Origin of the sequence: Kitasatospora cheerisanensis KCTC 2395 (genome assembly GCF_000696185.1) — a bacterium.
GTDB classification, from domain to species: Bacteria; Actinomycetota; Actinomycetes; order Streptomycetales; family Streptomycetaceae; genus Kitasatospora; species Kitasatospora cheerisanensis.
The window spans coordinates 940612-956225 of the sequence record NZ_KK853997.1 but is presented as its reverse complement, the minus strand read 5'-3'; the positions used below and the strand labels follow the sequence as shown (position 1 = coordinate 956225).

The following is a 15614-nucleotide window of genomic DNA, read 5'->3' as shown; positions in this document are numbered from 1 at the left end:
TGAGCACGTTGACCAGCGCGGGCGCGCGGACCACCAGGGCGACCGGGTCGACGGTGGAGGCGGTGAGCGGGACCAGGGCGAGCGAACGGTCCGCCACGATCAGCTTGGTGGGGACCTGCTCGACCACCCGGACCTGCTGCTGACGGTCCATCGCCTCGAACAGCGACCGGGCCGCGCCCGGTTCGTCCAGGGCGCGGCGCTCCAGCACCACCCGGTAGGAGACGCCGCGCGCCACGGCCGCCGACTCGGCCCCGGTCTCGTCGGCGGCCACCACCTGCTGGCGGCCCGTCACCAGCGCCAGCAGTTCGTTCTCCGCGGCGGCCTGCAACTGCGTGACGCGGTGGCTGATCGCGGCCGGCCCGGACACCACCTCGATCAGGTCGCGGTGCGCCTGGCCCTCGCGGGCGGTCGCCGAACGGTAGACCTCGGTGAGGGTGGAGGCCGTCAACTCGGCCTCCCGCAGGGCGTGCCGCTGCCCGGTGAGCAGCGCCTCCAGGGCGACCGCGGGCGGGCGGCGGTGTAGCGGCGGCCCGCGCCGGGGGCGACCAGGCCGCAGGCCTGGAGGAGTTCGAGCGAGCCGACCGGCACCGGGCCGCAGCGGACGGCCAGTTCGGCGCGGGTCGCCGGGCCGTGCGCCACCAGGTGGGTGTAGACCCGCTCGGCCTGCTCGTCCAGACCTATCGCCGCCAGCATCCGTGCTCCGTTCGCCGTGCTCAGGGCCGTCGCCCGGTGCTCGCCGCCGGCCCCGGAGGGCGGGTGGCGGTTTGCCGCCGGGCGGTGACCCGCCAGGCCACATCATGACCGGTCAGCCCCGTTTTCTGCCAGGCTCACCGGCCATAACCCGACCCCTGGAGGCGTTCATGACACGGCCGGCGCGCATACGCGGCGCGATGGCACTGGTGGCGGCGGGCATCCTCGCCACCGGCATGCTCACCACGACCGGACAGGCAATCGCGGCCCAGCCCGGCACCCCCGGGGCCCCGCTGACGGGACGTCAGAGCGCGGCCCCGCGCACCGTCACCCTGGTCACCGGCGACCGGGTGCAGATCAGCACCGGCAGCGACGGCCGCACCGCCGTCACCGTGCTGCCCGACGAGCACGGCAACGTTCCGCTGACCTTCACTCAGCAGGAGAACGGCGACCAGTACGTCATCCCGCAGCACGCCTCCGCCGCGCTCGCCGCCGGAACCGTCGACCGCGGCCTGTTCAACGTCAGTTCGCTGCTGCGCCAGGGCTACGACGACCAGAGCGTGAAAACGCTTTCTCTCATCGCCACCTACCGCGACGCGCGGACCGCCGAGGCCAGCCCCCAGTCCCGCGCCCGGGCCGCCGGCACCAAGCAGCTCAAGGCCGTCGACGGCGTCGCGTTCACCCCCGCGAAGGACGACGCGGCCCGCACCTGGAACCAGCTCGTCGGCCCCGACGGCAAGGGCCGCGACGGGCTGACCAAGCTCTGGCTGGACCGCAAGGTCCGCACCACCAACGACGCGGAGAACAAGCAGATCGGCGCTCCGGCCGCCTGGGCCGCCGGCCTCGGCGGACAGGGCGTCAAGGTCGCCGTCCTCGACACCGGCATCGACGACCAGCACCCCGACCTGGCCGGACAGGTCGACGCCCGCCGCAACTTCACCGGCGCCGACCCCGGCACCCCCGACGAGGACGTCCACGACGCCGTCGGCCACGGCACCTTCGTCGCCTCCGAGATCGCCGGCACCGGCAAGGCCTCCGGCGGCACCGAGCGCGGCGTCGCCGAACAGGCCCGGCTGCTGGTCGGCAAGGTCCTCGACGACAGCGGCTCCGGCACCGACTCGCAGATCATCGCCGGCATGCAGTGGGCCGCCGACTCCGGCGCCGACGTGGTGTCGATGTCCCTCGGCAGCTCCGAACCCACCGACTGCACCGACCCGATGTCCGTCGCCGCCCAGCGCATCGCCGAGAACTCCAAGGCGCTGTTCGTGGTCGCCGCCGGCAACCTCGGCCGCTACCAGTCCGTCAGCTCGCCCGGCTGCGCTCCCGCCGTGCTCACCGTCGGCGCCGTCGACGGCAAGGACAACACCGCGAACTTCTCCTCGCACGGCTCCGTCACCGGCAGCCACACCCTCAAGCCCGAGATCGCCGCGCCCGGCGTCGACGTCAAGGGCGCCGCCGCCGGCGGACGCGGCGTCTACGCCTACACCTCGATGTCCGGCACCTCGATGGCCACCCCGCTGGTGGCCGGCAGCGCCGCCCTGGTCAAGCAGGCCCACCCCGGGTGGAGCGCCGCGCAGATCAAGGCCGCCCTGGTGTCCTCCGCGCTGGCCACCGTCCCCGGCGACGTCCAGCAGACCGGCGCCGGCCGGCTGCGCGTCGACGTCGCCGCCGGCCAGCGCGTGCTCGGCGCACCCGCCGTCGGCTTCGGTGACTTCGCCTGGCCGCAGCAGAAGTCCGACACCCGCACCGTCCAACTCCCGTACACCAACACCTCCGACAAGCCCGTCACACTCAAGCTGGCCGTGCAGCGCACCGACGGCGACGACGAGTCCGCGATCACCTCGAAGATCGTCCGGCTCGGCGCCGACAAGGTCACCGTCGCGCCCGGCGCCACCGTGCAGGTACCGCTCACCCTCGACCCGAGCGCGCGCCTGACGGGCGGTCAGTACGGCGACGTCACCGGCCGGGTGCTCGCCACCACCGACGGCGGCGCCACCGTCTCCACCCCGTTCAACGCGTACCTCGAACCCGAGACCCTCGCCGTCCGGGTCAAGCTGATCGACCGCGACGGCAAGCCCGCCGCCTCCGACGCCGGCACCAGCATCACCATGGTCGACCTCGGCCAGGCCACCGGCAGCCGGCAGGCCCCCGACGCCAACGGCGAGATCGTCTACCGGCTGCGCCCCGGCACCTACTCGCTCAGCGGCTACGTGGTCACCCCCGACCGGCGCGACACCACCGGCGAGGCCACCCCGACCGGCGTCACCGCGCTCGCCATGCCCGAGATCCAGCTGAGCAAGGACACCGTCCTCACCCTGGACGCCCGCAAGGCCAGCCGGATCGAGGTGCAGGGCGACCGCGAGCTGCAGGTCCGCAGCGCCGTCCTCGAACTCGGCCGCTGGTGGGGCGACAAGTGGGTCGACTCCACCGGGGTCCGCACCGCGATGCTGCCCGTCGAACTCTCCGCCTGGGGCTCCGGAAAGGCCCGCACGGGTGGTTTCGAGTTCGGCAGCTACCTGCGGATGGCCGCCCCCGAGGTGGTCCTCAAGGGCGCCGGTCTCACCCTCCAGCCGCACTACGCCCAGTACGCCGCCGAGGCCCAACTCCCGGCCAGCGGGCGTGCATTGCTCACCGCCGCCGCCAGCGCCGACCCGGCCGACCTGGCCGCCGCCGACGCCCGCGGCAAGCTGGTCCTCGTCCCCGACGACGGCACCTCGCAGCGCACCGTCTCCACCAACGCCAAGAACGCCGGCGCCGTCGGCGTGCTGACCTACCGTCAGAGCCCGGGCGTGTTCGGCAAGAGCGACGTCAGCCTGGACGCCCCCGTGCTCCCCGTCACCGCCGAGCAGGCCGCCGCGCTGAAGGCCGCCCTCGCCAAGGGCGCCGTCACCCTCGACTGGACCTCCGCCGCCGACAGCCCCTACGTCTACAACCTGGCCTTCCACGAGACCGGTTCGATCGGCGGCAAGCAGCGCCACACCGTCCGCGACCGCGAGCTGGCCGCCGTCACCGAGAACTGGCACTCCGTCGGCGTGCCGGTCCGGATGAGCGACTACACCAGCATCGAACGCCCGTGGAACCCGTACGCGGCCACCAACGTCGCGCAGGGCCTGGTCGCCACCCCGTCCAGCCGCACCGCCTACTACACCGCGGACGACACCACCTGGCTGCACGACGGGCAGAGCAGCTGGCCGTTCACCGAGTTCATGCAGGATCTGCCGCGCCGCTACCAGGCCGGACAGCAGCGCACCGAGGACTGGTACCGGGGCGTGCTGCGGCCCACCGCCGGACACGCCGACGACGGTTCCGCGCTGCTGGTCGGCGAACGCCAGGCCGACCTGATCGGCGTCGACTTCACCCGCACCCTGTGGACCGACGGCAACGCCGACCACACCGGCAGCCAGGCCTACTTCGGCGACGCCGCCGGCGTCGAACTGTTCAGCGGCGGCACCTCGCTGGGCCGTTCCTGGTTCGGTCCGTCCTTCGTCTGGCAGCTCCCCGCCGAGGCCCAGGACTACACGCTGGTGCTCGACCAGTCCCGGATGTACCACCGCGACCTGTGGCAGCGCTCCACCGCCGTCCGCACCGAGTTCGGCTTCCGCTCGGCGAACGACCCGGCCGCGTACTCGCAGTCGCTGCCGCTGCTGTTCCCCGACTACCGGGTCGACCTCGACGGCAACAACACCGTCGCCGCCGGCCCGGTCCGGACAGCGCTCTCCGCCACCGGCCAGAACGGCTACACCCCCGGCCCGCTGACGTCCGCCCGGCTGGCGTACTCCTACGACGGCGGCACCACCTGGACGGACGCCGCGGTCGGCGCCGACCACGTCGCCACCGTCGACCACACCGGCGCCTCCGGCAAGAACGTCAGCCTGCGGATCACCCTGAGCTCCGCCGACGGCGCCAAGGTCACCCAGACCGTCACCGACGCCTACCGGGTGCGCTGACCGAACACCCGTCCGGGCCGCCGCCGTTGGACACCGGCGGCGGCCCCGAACGGACCCGCCCGTGGCGGGCGGCAGAGAGGGGCATCTCCCGGCCGCCCGCCACGGGCGCGTGCACGGCCGCCGGCCCGGCGCAGCGTCCGCTCGGCGGACAGCGGGTCAGTCCGGCAGGCCGTGCAGGAACTCGGCCACCAGGCGGTGCAGTTCGGCCGGGCGCTCCAGGTGGAGGTCGTGGCCGGCGCCGGGCAGGCTCGCCGCGTGCGCGTCCGGACGCAGCGTCAGCATCCGGTCCGCGTCGGCCGCCGGAACGATGCCGTGCTGGCCGAGCAGCAGCAGCGCCGGGCAGTGCGCCGAGCCCGCCCAGTCGTCCCAGCGGTCCCGCACCGCGTTCTCGGCCAGGGCGGCCACCATCACCTCCGCGTCGAACCGCGGCCACCAGCCGTCGGCGCGCCGCTCCAGGCCGTCCGCCCACGCCTCGCCGAGCGGGCCGCCGCCGAAGAACCGTACCGCCGAAGCCCGTTCGGGGAACGGCAGCGGCCAGGCGGCCAGCATCGACCCGATCTCCTCCGGTGCGCCCGGCGACACCCCGGCCGCCGCCTCCACCAGCACCACGCCGGCGAACCGCCCCGGGTGCGCGGCCGCCGCCAGCAGCGCGGTGTGCCCGCCCAGCGACTGCCCCACCAGCACCGGGCGTTCCAGGCCGAGACCGTCCGCGACCGCCAGCACGTCCGCGACGAACGCGTCCCGCCGAGGTCGGCCGGGCGGCGGGTGGAACGGCCGTGGCCGCGCTGGTCGACGGCGACCACCCGGTGCGCCGGGGCGAGCGCGGACGCCAGCGCGTCCCACTCGCCCGCGTGCCCCGCGAGCCCGTGCAGCAGCAGCACCGGCCGCGCGGACTCCGCGCCGGCCCAGTCCCGGCAGTGCAGTTCGACGCCGGCACCGCCCACCGTGCGGGCCGTCCACGGACTCTGCGTGCTCATGCGATCGTCTCCCAACGCTGCGGGGCCGGTTGGCCACGGGGTGTCAGGCGACAATGCCACGCGGGGCGATGTCGATCAATGCCCATTGTGCGTGGCGGCGGTCGGGCCCGGTCAGGGCTCCGGGCTCCGGGCTCAGGGCTCAGGGCTTGGGGTGACGGACCATCAGGAACGCCTCGACGTCCGCGGCCACCGCCTCGTACGAGTGCGGGACGTCCGCCGCCCAGGTGTGGTGCCCGCCCGGGCCGACCGTCGCCCCGCCCGCCCGGGCCGTGCCCGACAGCACCACCAAGTGCTCGACGGTGCCCGGTGGGTGCGCGGCCGAACGCTGCACCGCACCCGGGCGGATCCGGATCCGGTACGTCTCGGACACCGCCGCCTCGTCCTCGAACCGCTCCAGCAGCACGGCGTCCAGCACCCGCCCCGAGACGGCCGCCGCGGCCGCCCGGCCCAGCGCGGCGTCCCGGGCCGCCGCCTCCGGCTCGTGCAGGGCCGAACTGAGCGGCAGGCCCAGGGCGGTCGTCAAGGCGTACAGCGTCTCCAGGGTCGGATTGCGCAGGCCCGACTCCAGGCCCGAGAGCGTGGCCTTGCCGACGCCCGAACGGCGGGCCAGCTCCGAGAGGGAGAGGCCGCGGGCCGTGCGCAGCTCGCGCAGCCGGAGGCCGATGCGCGCCGAGAGGTCGGCGCCGGCGGAAACGGGTTGATCGGCTGCTTGCACGGGGGCTATCGTTCCACATGCGGAACGTTCCGTAAATGGAACGGCCGATCGAATGCCCTGCGCCGCGCCCCAGGAGACCTCATGGAACCGACCGCACTGCCGGCCCGCAGCACCCTCGTCGCCGCCGCGCTCGCCGCCGCCGGCCTCCCCGGCACCGTCCGGGTCCTCGACGACTCGGCCCGCACCGCGGCAGAGGCCGCCGCCGCCCTCGGCTGCGAGGTCGGCGCGATCGCCAACAGCCTGGTCTTCCACTCCGACGGCGAAGCCGTCCTCGTCCTCACCAGCGGGCGGCACCGCGTCGACACCGCCGCACTCGCCGCCCGCTGGGGCCGCGGAGCGCTGCGGCGTGCGACGCCGGAGCAGGTCCGCGAGGCCACCGGCCAGGCGATCGGCGGCGTCGCCCCCACCGGCCACCCCCGCCCCCTGCCCACCGTCGTCGACCAGGCCCTCACCGACTACCCCCAGATCTGGGCCGCCGCCGGCACCCCGCACACCGTCTTCCCCACCACCGCCACCGAACTCCTCCACCTCACCGGAGGCACGCTCCTCCCGGTAGGCCCCTGACGGCGGGGCGCTGCGCGCGGCTGTGGGAGGCAAGGGCTGAAGACGGGTTCGCGGCGCTGCGCGCGGCTCCGGTCCGAGTCGGGGGAGGCTCGGTGGTGGGTAGTCGGCTCGGGAGGCGCTGCGCGCGGTTGGGGCGTACTCCTGTCGCTGCGGTTGGGTGCGGGCTGATGAGGTGTCAGTCGGGCTGCTCGCGGCTGAGGTAGTGGAGGACGGCGAGGACCCGGCGGTGGCCGGTGTCGGTGGGGGAGAGGGCGAGCTTGGTGAAGATGTTGCCGATGTGTTTGTGGACGGCGTTGTCGGTGATGACCAGGCGGGTGGCGATGGTGGCGTTGTCGTGGCCTTCGGCCATCAGGGCGAGGACTTCCCGTTCGCGGGGCGTGAGGGCGGCGATCGGGTCGTGGGCGGGGCGGGTCAGCAACTGGCCGATGACGTCCGGGTCCATCACGGTGCCGCCCGCCGCGACGCGTCGCAGCGCGTCGACGAATTCGCTGACCCGGCCGACCCGGTCCTTGAGCAGGTAGCCGACGCCGCCGCGCCCGTCGGAGACCAACTCGCCGGCGTACTGGCGTTCCACGTACTGGGAGAGGACCAGGACCGGCAGGCCGGGGTTGCGGCGGCGGGCCCGGATGGCCGCGTGGATGCCCTCGTCGCGGAAGGACGGCGGGAGGCGGACGTCGACGATGGTGACGTCCGGGCGGTGCTCGGCGACGGCGGCGAGGAAGGACGGCGCGTCCCCGGCGATCGCCGCCACCTCGAAGCCCTTTGCGGTGAGCAGGAGTTCGAGCCCGCCGGAGAGCAGCACATTGTCCTCGGCGATCACGACCCGCACGGCAGCCCCACCTCGATCCGGGTCGGCCCGCCGACCGGGCTGTGCACGGCGAGGGTGCCGTCCAGCGCCCGCGCCCGGTGCCGGATCCCGGCCAGGCCGGTGCCCGCGCCGGGTCCGCTCCGCCCGCGCCGTCGTCCGCCACCGTGACCGTCAACCGGTCGCCGTCCCTGGCCAGTTGGACGCTCGCCCGGGCCGCACCGCTGTGCTTGGCCGCGTTGGTGAGCGCCTCCGCGACGGCGAAGTACGCCACCGCCTCCACCGCCGCCGGGACGGCGCCGAGCGGGCCGACCTCCAGGTCCGCGTCGATCGCCGCCCCGGCGGTCAGCGCGGCCAGCGCACCGGCGAGTCCGCGATCGGCGAGGATCGGCGGGTAGATCGTCCGGATCACCGCCCGCAGTTCGGCCATCGCGTCCTCGGTGCCCTGCTGCGCCTCCGCCAGCAGCTTCGCCACCAACTGCGGCTGCTCGTCCAGCAGTTCGCGGGCCACGCCGAGCCGCATCGCGATCGCCACCAGCCGGGCCTGCGTGCCGTCGTGCAAGTCCCGTTCGATGCGGCGCAGTTCGGCGCCGTGCGCGTTCATCGCGTCGGCCCGGGTCTCGGTCAGCGCCGCCACCTGCCGGGCCAGCCGTTCCGCCGCCGACGGCGCCAGCAACGCCGCGCACAGCCGGGCGTGCTGACGCGCCAGCAGGGGCACCGCCCAGTACGTGGCCGCGGCGAACGCCGCCAGCTGCGCCGTCCCCGCCGTCAACGCGCTGCCCCACCCGGACAGCGGTACGCCCCAGCCGAAGCCGCCCGCCCGGGTGCCGGCCGGCAGCGCCCACCACAGCGGGATCGTCACGGCCGTGGTCACCGTGTTGCCCGCGCACAGCACCGCGAACGCACCGCCCGCCAGGCCGCAGGCGGTGCCCGCGACCAGCCAGGCCGCCACCCGCCACCCGCCGACCGTGACCGCCCCGGACGGCTCCGCCTCCCACAGCCGTTCGGCGCGGGCACGTTGCCAACCGGCCCAGCCACGAGCGGCACGCGGGACGAGCAGCACCGGCAGCGCGACCAGGGTGGCCACGGCCGTCGCGAGCGCGGCCAGCAGGTACCCGAGGCCGCGCCACGGGGCCGACCGGCGGTGGTGTCCGAGGTGTTCCATTCGGGAAAGTCTGAGCCATCGTCGCCGGGCCCCGCACTACAGCAGGCTGCACCCTTTTCCCACCAGCCCGGGGTACCGACCGGGCACCGTGGCCACGCCTAGCCTCAACGGCCATGACGAGTTCACCGATCGACACTCCCCGACGCACCGGCCGCTCCCGCCGGCGCACCCTGCTGCTCGCCGTCCTCGCGGCCGGCGCCCTGACCGCCGGCCTGCTGGGAGCGACGGCCGCCGAGCGGCACGGTGCCCAACCTGCCATGAAACAAGAGCAGTTGACGCTCCAGCGGAACGCCGACGCGCTCCTCGCGCTGGGCGTGACCGGCGTGCAGGCCCGACTCAGTGCGTCCGACGGACCGGAGTCGACCGCCGTCAGCGGCGTCGCGGATCTGGCTTCCCGGCAACCCGTGCCTGCCGACGGGCACTTCAGGATCGCCAGCGTCACCAAGACCTTCGTCGCCGTCGTCGTCCTGCAACTGGTCGCCGAGGGCAGGCTCGCACTCGACGACTCGGTGGAGAGCCGGCTGCCCGGGCTGGTCGCCGGCAACGGCAACGACGGCCGGGCGATCACCGTCCGCGACCTGCTCCAGCACCGCAGCGGCCTGCACGACGACTACCCCGACTACGCCTCCGCCGAGGACTTCCGGCAGCACCGCAACGACACCACCACCGCCGCGCAGACCGTCGCCCGCGCCCTCGCCCACCGGCCGGACTTCGCACCCGGCACCGACTGGAGCTACAACAACACCGGCTACGTCCTGCTCGGCATGATCGTCGAACGGGTCACCGGCCACCCGTGGCACCAGGAGGTGCAGGACCGGATCGTTCGCCCGCTCGGCCTCGCCCACACCTCCTGGCCGGGTGCGGTGCCCACGCTGCCGCAGCCGCACGCCGCGACGTACCAGCGGTTCGGGGACGGCGGACCGCTGGTGGACGTCACCGAGCAGGTCGGCGCGGGCACCAACGGCGAGGCCGGACTGATCTCCACCACCGCCGACCTCGACCACTTCTTCCGCGCCCTGCTCGGCGGCCGGCTCCTGCCGCCCGCGCAACTCGCCCTCATGCAACGGACCGTGCCGGTCGGCAAGGACTTCGAAGCCCTGATGCCGGGCGCCCGCGACGGCCTCGGCCTGTTCGCCCGCCCGCTGTCCTGCGGCGGCGCCTACTGGGGCCACGAGGGCGGCGACTCCGGCTGGATCACCGCCAACGGCGCGACGGCGGACGGCAGCCGGGCCGTCACCGTCTCGCTGTCGGGCGTGCAGATCGCCTCGCCGGACGACGTACGGAAGATCGCCCAGGCCGAGAACACGCTGATCGACGACGCGCTGTGCGGGGCGGCCTGAGCAGACGTCAGGGGGCGGCGGGGCCGGTCGAGGCGGGCAGGTGCCCGATCGGGTACGGGGACGCAGTCTCGGCCGCGAGGCGTACAACGGGCGGGCGGATCATCCTGTGAGCTGATGATCCGTCGTCAGGGAGGCGGCAGGATCCGGAGGACGGCACGGGGGAGGAGCGGAACGGTGCGCAGACGGTCGACGACACGGGGCGTGTACCTGGCCATCGGGGCGGCCTTCCTCGGTGCCGCCGCCTCCTGCACGGCCGCCGGCGTGCTCGCCGGGCAGACCTCCCGGTCGGACGCGGGGAAGCCGTTGCTGCGCACCGACAAGGAACCGGTGGTGAAGCGGTTCCACCGGTTCGGCGAAGTGGTCGACGCGAAGTGGCTGATCCCGCCCGACCGCGACGAGCGGACGATACCGAGCCAGGACCGCCCGACGTTCGTCGTACTGCACCTGAGGCCCGGTCAGGTGGAGCGGCTGCTCGCCGGCCGACCGGTCGAGTCCGCGCCCGCGCCCGGCTTCGCCGCCGACGACTACATCGGGGGCCACGGCCTGCCCGCCTCGCTCGCCCCCTACGTGCCCGGGGGCGCGTCCTGGCTCGCCGCACCCGAGTTGGCGGACGTGCTGGTCTCCGCGGAACGCGCCACGGTGTTGTTCGACCCGGCCGACGACACCGTCGTGATCGACTGCGTCGGCCCGGACGACCCGGACGAGGTGCAGCAGAAGGTCGACACCCAGGGGCACACCTTCCTGGTCACCCCGTCGCCGTTCGCCCCGCCGTCCTGACGGGCCCCGACGGCGGCGGCCGCTCGGCGGGCCGTCGGCGGCCCGTCAGCGGTCCGGTGCTGCTCGCGGCATAGCATCGGGGCGTTCCGACCCGTACCGCCCGCAGGAGCGTCCGTCCATGCGCATCGATCTCGCCGCGCCGCCGTTGCCCGCCACCGCGCCCGACCTGGCGCGGGCCGCCGAGGAGCGCGGGGCCGACCGGTTCGTGCTGTCGGAGACCTCGCACAACCCGTTCCTGCAACTGGCCCGGGCCGCCGACCGGACGGAGCGGATCGGCCTCGCCACCGGCGTGGCGATCGCCTTCGCCCGCACCCCGATGACGCTCGCGTACGAGGCGTGGGGGCTGCACGAGAGTTCCGGCGGCCGGGCCGCGATCGGGCTCGGCACGCAGATCAAACCGCACGTGGTCCGCCGCTTCGGCATGCCGTGGGACCGTCCGGCGGCCCGGATGCACGAGTACCTGGCCGCCGTCCGGGCGATCTGGCACAGCTGGCAGACCGGCGAACGCCTCGCCTTCCGGGGCGAGTTCTACCGGCACACCCTGATGACGCCGGTCTTCGCGCCCGAGCCGCTCCCGTACGGGCCGCCGCCGCTGCTGCTGGCCGGCGTCGGGCCGCTGATGACCGCCACCGCCGGGGCCGCCGCCGACGGCTTCCTGGCCCACCCGTTCGGCTCGCCGCGGCACCTCGCCACCGCCGTGCTGCCGACCGTCCGCGCGGCCCGCGCCAAGTCCGAGGCGGAGCAGGCCCCGTGGACCGCCCGCCCGTTCGAGGTGGTGGCCAACGTGCTGGTCGCCACCGGCCGCGACGAGGACGAGTACCGCACCAACCTCCGGCTGGTCCGCGAGCGCCTCGCCTTCTACGCCTCCACCCCCGCCTACCGCCCGGTCCTGGAGACCCACGGCTGGGCCGACCTGCAGGACGAGCTGCACCCGCTCTCGGTGCGCGGCCGCTGGGAGGAGATGGGCCGGCTGATCGACGACACCGTCCTGAACACCCTCGCCGTCACCGGCGAGCCCGCCGCCGTCGCCCGCGAACTCCACGACCGCTACGGCCGGTTGGCCGACCGGCTGTGCCTGAGCGGCCCGGACGGGACGGACGCCGCGCCCCTGCTCGACGTCCTGTCGGCCGCCGCCGAGTGCTTCCGGCAGGAGCCACCGACTGTGCGCCGGGATGACAGCCGGAGCGGCGGCGCGTCCCTGGGGTGAGGGCGTTCCCGCGCCGGGGCGCCGTGCTGCGCCCCGGGCCGGGACCCCCGTCCCCGCGCTCCTGAAGGAACGTCACCATGCGCCTGACCACCGCCCTCCGAGCCTCCGCGATCGCGCTCGCCGCAGTCGCCTCCGCCGTCGTCACCGGCCCGCGCCGGCCCGGGCCGCGACGCTCCCGCTGACCGCTCCCGCCGTCGTCGCGCACCTCGACCTCGCGCAGGGCCGGCAGCCGGAGAACCTCACCCTGCTGCCGGACGGCACCACCGCCGTCACCTTCGCCTTCTCCCGCCAGCTCGCCACGATCGACCGCCGCGGGACCGTCCGGATCCTCGCCACCCTGCCCGCCCCCGCCGCCGGCGCGAGCACCCCCGCCCTGTCCTCGCCGTTCCTCGGCGGCATCGTGCACACCGAGGACGGCACCCTGTACTTCGCGTACGCGACCGGCACGGCCGACCTCACCGGCATCTGGCGGCTCACCCCCGGCGGCACCCCGCGGCGCATCGCCGCCCTGCCCGCCGACGCGCTGCCCAACGGCCTCGCCCGCGACGAGCGCACCGGCCTCCTGTACGCCGCGGACTCGGTGCTCGGCACGGTCTGGCGCATCCCTGCCGACGGTGGAACCGCCGTCCCGTGGGCGACCGGCACCGCACTGCGGCCGAACGGCTTCCTCGGCGCCAACGGCATCAAGATCCACGACGGGGCCGCCTGGGTGAGCAACCTCGACGCCGGCACCCTGCTGCGCATCCCGATCCGCCCCGACGGCACCGCCGGCCCCGCCCGGGTCGCCGCCACCGGCCTGACCGGCATCGACGACTTCGCCTTCACCGGCCGCGGCAACCAGGTGCTGGCCGCCCTCAACAGCAGCAACCAGCTCGCCCTGGTCGCCGAGGACGGCACCCGCACCATCGTCCTCGACCAGGCCGACGGCCTGCAGAACCCCACCTCCGTCGCCGTCCGCGGCAACCGGGTCTGGGTCGCCGACGCCGCGTACCTGACGCAGCAGGACCCGAACCTGCTCACCGCCCGCCTGGTCCGCAACGACCGGGGCTGACCGGCCGACGACCGGGCGGCCCGGCCGGGAGCCCGGGCCCGACGCGGCGTCAGGCGGGCCGGTGGCGAAGCCGGTCGGCCCTCCGCAGCGCCGCGGCGAGCACGCGGCCGAAGACTGCCGGGTCCTGCTGCACGAGGGCGCGGGCCAGCGCGACGACCTCGTCGAAGCCGGCCAGCGCCTCGGAATGGCGACCGAGCCGGACCAACTGCTCGGCGCGGTTGGACGCGACGGTGACCAGCTCCGGCAGGTAGGAGGCGGGAGCGACGTCCACCAGGGCGCGGAAGTGGCCGAAGGCCTCCTCGATCGCGGCCAGGGCCTCGGCGTCGCGGCCGAGTCGGGCGAGCCGGAGGGAGAGAGTGTTCAACGAGGCGGCGAGATCGGGCAGATCGGTGTCACGACTGCTGTCGGCCAGGGCGCGGCGCAGGGCGACGGACTCCAGGACGGCGGCGAGCGCCTCGTCGAGTCGGCCGGCGGCCGCCAGGCAGATCGAGTGCAGGTTCAACGAGGAGGCCAGCATGGACAGGTAGGCGTCCGGGCTGGCCTCCGCGCGGAGGCGGTAGTGGGCCAGCGCCTCCGCGCTCAGCGCGAGCGCCTCCTCGTGCCGGCCGGCGTGGCCGAGCAGTGTCGCGAAGATGGTCAGGGACGCCGCCAGATCGGTTTCGTGGGCGGCCCGGTCGTCCCGGGTGAGGGCGCGGCGCAGCGTGACGGCCTGCTCGGCAGCGGCCAACGCTTCCTCGTCGCGGCCGAGTTCGTCGAGCAGGACGGCGATGTTGCTCTGCACGCGGGCGCGTTCGACGCGGTAGGCGCCCGGGTCGGTCTCCGAGAGGGCGCGGTAGTGGGCGGCGGCCTCATCGGCTGCGGCCAGCGCGTCGGCGCCCCGGCCCCGGTAGGACAGCCGGTTGGCATAGTTGGTCAACACCCCGGCCAGCAGCGAGAGATGGGCGTCCGGGTCGTCCTGCGCGAGCGCGCGCAGCAGCTCGACCGCCCGCTCGATCGCGGCGAGGGCCTTGGAGTGCAGGCCGATTTCGCCGAGCCGGACGGCCCACTCGTTCAACGCCCAGGCGAGATCGGGCCGGTGGGTGTCCGGGTCGTCGGCCGCCAGCTCGTCGAACAGGTCGACCAGCCGCCGCGCCACGTCCGCGCCGACCGGGCCCAGCCGTCGGCTGACGTACGGCAGCACCGGGTGCAGCGCCGCCAGTTCGTCGAGAGTGGCCGCGGGGTCTTCGGCGAGGACGCGCAGCGCGGCGACGAACGGGGCGTGGTGCGCGGCACTGGTCGCAGCGGCCACCAACTCCGCTGCGAGAAGCCCGTGGTGGCGGACGCACAGGGCGGTCAGCTGCGCGTCCAGGCGGTCGCCGAACGCGGGGTGCGCGGCGGCCCGGCCGTAGACGGTGAGCAGGTGCGCGGCCAGCCCGGGCCCGGGTCGGCGAGCAGCCGGTCGGCGAGCGCCGGATTGGCCGACAGCTCGTGCCCGGCGTGCCGCTCGGCCAGCCGGTCGGGCTGGAGCGCTCCCCAGGGCCGGCCGGCCGTGGGCTCCGGTGGGTAGAGCGCGGCCAGCCAGGCGGTGACGCGGTCGCGCTGGTCGCGCGGCTGATCGGCCAGCGCGGGCAGCAGCCGCCACAGCCGGTCGGCCTCCTCGCGGTCCGCGACGGTGGTCAAGTGCGCGGCGGCGAGGGCGGTTTCGAGTGTCGCCCGGCTCAGCGCGGGCACCCGGAGCGCCGCGTTGCGGTGCCAGTGGCGGCGCTCGTGGCCCAGCAGGCGGTCCTCGACCTCCTCCGGCCGCTGCCCGTCCGGGCCGGCGCTGTCGAGCAGGTCGGCGAGCGCCGTCATGTGCAGGGTCAGCGCGTTGCCGTAGGCCTCGTCCGTCAGTTCGCGCTCCGACGAACGCCCAAGCGGGGCAGCCTGGTTGATCGACGGGAGGGCCGCGGCCAGCGCCCGCAGCGCGGCCCGGTAGTGGGCCGAGCGGCGGGCCGGGTCGTCCTCCAGCGGGGCCAGCAGACGGGTGCGGGCGGCGGCCAAGTAGTCCTCGGCGAGCCGGGATTCGGTACGGGCCTGCCGCCACCAGTCGCCGTCCGTCCGGGCCAGCAGCAGGAGCTTCAAAGGGCTGCTGCCCGGGTGGTCGGCCGCCGCCCGGACCAGCGCGGCGAGCTGGCCGGACCGGGTCTCCGCGTAGTCCAGCACCACCAGCAACGGCCGCTCCGCGTCGCGCAGTTCGGCCAACTGGTCGGCCGTCGCGTCGGCATGCGGCCACAGCACCGTCCAGCCCTCGGCGGTCAGCAGCCGGCCCAGCTCGTGGGCGAGCCGGGTCTTGCCCTGGCCGCCCGGCCCGTGCAGCAGCCAGGCCCCGAACCCGCCGAGCCCGCACCAGGCGCGCAG

At 75.1% G+C, this 15614-nt stretch carries 12 protein-coding genes and 3 pseudogenes; 7 read left to right on the top strand and 8 right to left on the bottom strand.

Features of this window, described 5'->3' with window-relative positions; translation table 11 throughout:
* Together KCH_RS43925 and KCH_RS43920 are read right to left on the bottom strand one after the other, a co-directional pair.
* Positions 1–448, bottom strand: a pseudogene (locus tag KCH_RS43925) (helix-turn-helix transcriptional regulator); the annotation flags it as partial.
* Positions 445–693, bottom strand: a complete 249-nt coding sequence (locus KCH_RS43920; protein ID WP_051652717.1) for a hypothetical protein — start codon at positions 691–693, stop codon at positions 445–447. The gene KCH_RS43920 and the pseudogene KCH_RS43925, both read right to left, overlap by 4 nt.
* A gap of 167 nt (positions 694–860) precedes the next feature.
* Between KCH_RS43920 and KCH_RS45835 the strand changes: the two genes are divergently transcribed.
* Positions 861–4637, top strand: a complete 3777-nt coding sequence (locus tag KCH_RS45835; protein ID WP_167573998.1) for a S8 family serine peptidase — start codon at positions 861–863, stop codon at positions 4635–4637.
* Between the two features lie 156 nt (positions 4638–4793).
* Here the strand turns inward: KCH_RS45835 and KCH_RS04160 are convergent.
* A pseudogene (locus tag KCH_RS04160) lies at positions 4794–5614 on the bottom strand (alpha/beta fold hydrolase).
* A gap of 139 nt (positions 5615–5753) precedes the next feature.
* A complete protein-coding gene (locus KCH_RS04155; protein ID WP_244305141.1) occupies positions 5754–6329 on the bottom strand; it encodes an XRE family transcriptional regulator in 576 nt (191 codons plus the stop codon).
* Positions 6330–6410: 81 nt separating this feature from the next.
* On the opposite strand from KCH_RS04155, the gene KCH_RS04150 reads away from it, so the two are divergent.
* Positions 6411–6893 carry a YbaK/EbsC family protein gene (locus tag KCH_RS04150; protein ID WP_035859103.1) on the top strand — a complete coding sequence of 161 codons (483 nt, stop codon included), beginning with the start codon at positions 6411–6413 and terminating at the stop codon, positions 6891–6893.
* 175 nt (positions 6894–7068) lie between these two features.
* Here KCH_RS04150 and KCH_RS04145 read toward each other — a convergent pair whose 3' ends face one another.
* A complete protein-coding gene (locus KCH_RS04145; RefSeq protein ID WP_035859100.1) occupies positions 7069–7722 on the bottom strand; it encodes a response regulator transcription factor in 654 nt (217 codons plus the stop codon).
* A gap of 143 nt (positions 7723–7865) precedes the next feature.
* On the opposite strand from KCH_RS04145, the gene KCH_RS43910 reads away from it, so the two are divergent.
* Positions 7866–8096: a hypothetical protein gene (locus KCH_RS43910; protein ID WP_244305140.1), complete on the top strand. Its 231-nt coding sequence runs from the start codon at positions 7866–7868 to the stop codon at positions 8094–8096.
* Between the two features lie 50 nt (positions 8097–8146).
* Here KCH_RS43910 and KCH_RS43905 read toward each other — a convergent pair.
* Positions 8147–8302, bottom strand: a pseudogene (locus tag KCH_RS43905) (histidine kinase); the annotation flags it as partial.
* Positions 8303–8976: 674 nt separating this feature from the next.
* On the opposite strand from KCH_RS43905, the gene KCH_RS04135 reads away from it, so the two are divergent.
* From KCH_RS04135 to KCH_RS04120, 4 genes are all read left to right on the top strand, one after another.
* Entirely contained in the window at positions 8977–10203 is a 1227-nt protein-coding gene (locus KCH_RS04135; RefSeq protein WP_035859095.1) for a serine hydrolase domain-containing protein, read from the top strand.
* Between the two features lie 201 nt (positions 10204–10404).
* Complete coding sequence (locus KCH_RS04130) at positions 10405–10980, top strand: hypothetical protein (RefSeq protein ID WP_035859091.1); 576 nt, start codon at positions 10405–10407, stop codon at positions 10978–10980.
* A gap of 118 nt (positions 10981–11098) precedes the next feature.
* Positions 11099–12187, top strand: coding sequence for a TIGR03617 family F420-dependent LLM class oxidoreductase (locus KCH_RS04125; protein ID WP_084223227.1), 1089 nt, complete (start codon positions 11099–11101; stop codon positions 12185–12187).
* On the top strand, positions 12153–13238 hold the full coding sequence (locus KCH_RS04120; protein WP_341865339.1) for a hypothetical protein: 1086 nt from the start codon (positions 12153–12155) through the stop codon (positions 13236–13238). The genes KCH_RS04125 and KCH_RS04120 overlap by 35 nt, the downstream gene beginning before the upstream one ends.
* A 49-nt stretch (positions 13239–13287) precedes the next feature.
* Here the strand turns inward: KCH_RS04120 and KCH_RS04115 are convergent, their stop codons facing one another.
* A complete protein-coding gene (locus KCH_RS04115; RefSeq protein WP_051652714.1) occupies positions 13288–14526 on the bottom strand; it encodes a tetratricopeptide repeat protein in 1239 nt (412 codons plus the stop codon).
* Between the two features lie 44 nt (positions 14527–14570).
* On the bottom strand, positions 14571–15614 hold a 1044-nt coding region (locus KCH_RS40930; protein ID WP_035859089.1), incomplete at its 5' end, for an ATP-binding protein.

Coding starts and splice junctions, on each gene's coding strand:
- KCH_RS43920 (WP_051652717.1), bottom strand. CDS start 693: ATGCTGGCGGCGATAGGTCTGGACGAGCAGGCCGAGCGGGTCTACACC.
- KCH_RS45835 (WP_167573998.1), top strand. CDS start 861: ATGACACGGCCGGCGCGCATACGCGGCGCGATGGCACTGGTGGCGGCG.
- KCH_RS04150 (WP_035859103.1), top strand. CDS start 6,411: ATGGAACCGACCGCACTGCCGGCCCGCAGCACCCTCGTCGCCGCCGCG.
- KCH_RS04135 (WP_035859095.1), top strand. CDS start 8,977: ATGACGAGTTCACCGATCGACACTCCCCGACGCACCGGCCGCTCCCGC.
- KCH_RS04125 (WP_084223227.1), top strand. CDS start 11,099: ATGCGCATCGATCTCGCCGCGCCGCCGTTGCCCGCCACCGCGCCCGAC.
- KCH_RS04120 (WP_341865339.1), top strand. CDS start 12,153: ATGACAGCCGGAGCGGCGGCGCGTCCCTGGGGTGAGGGCGTTCCCGCG.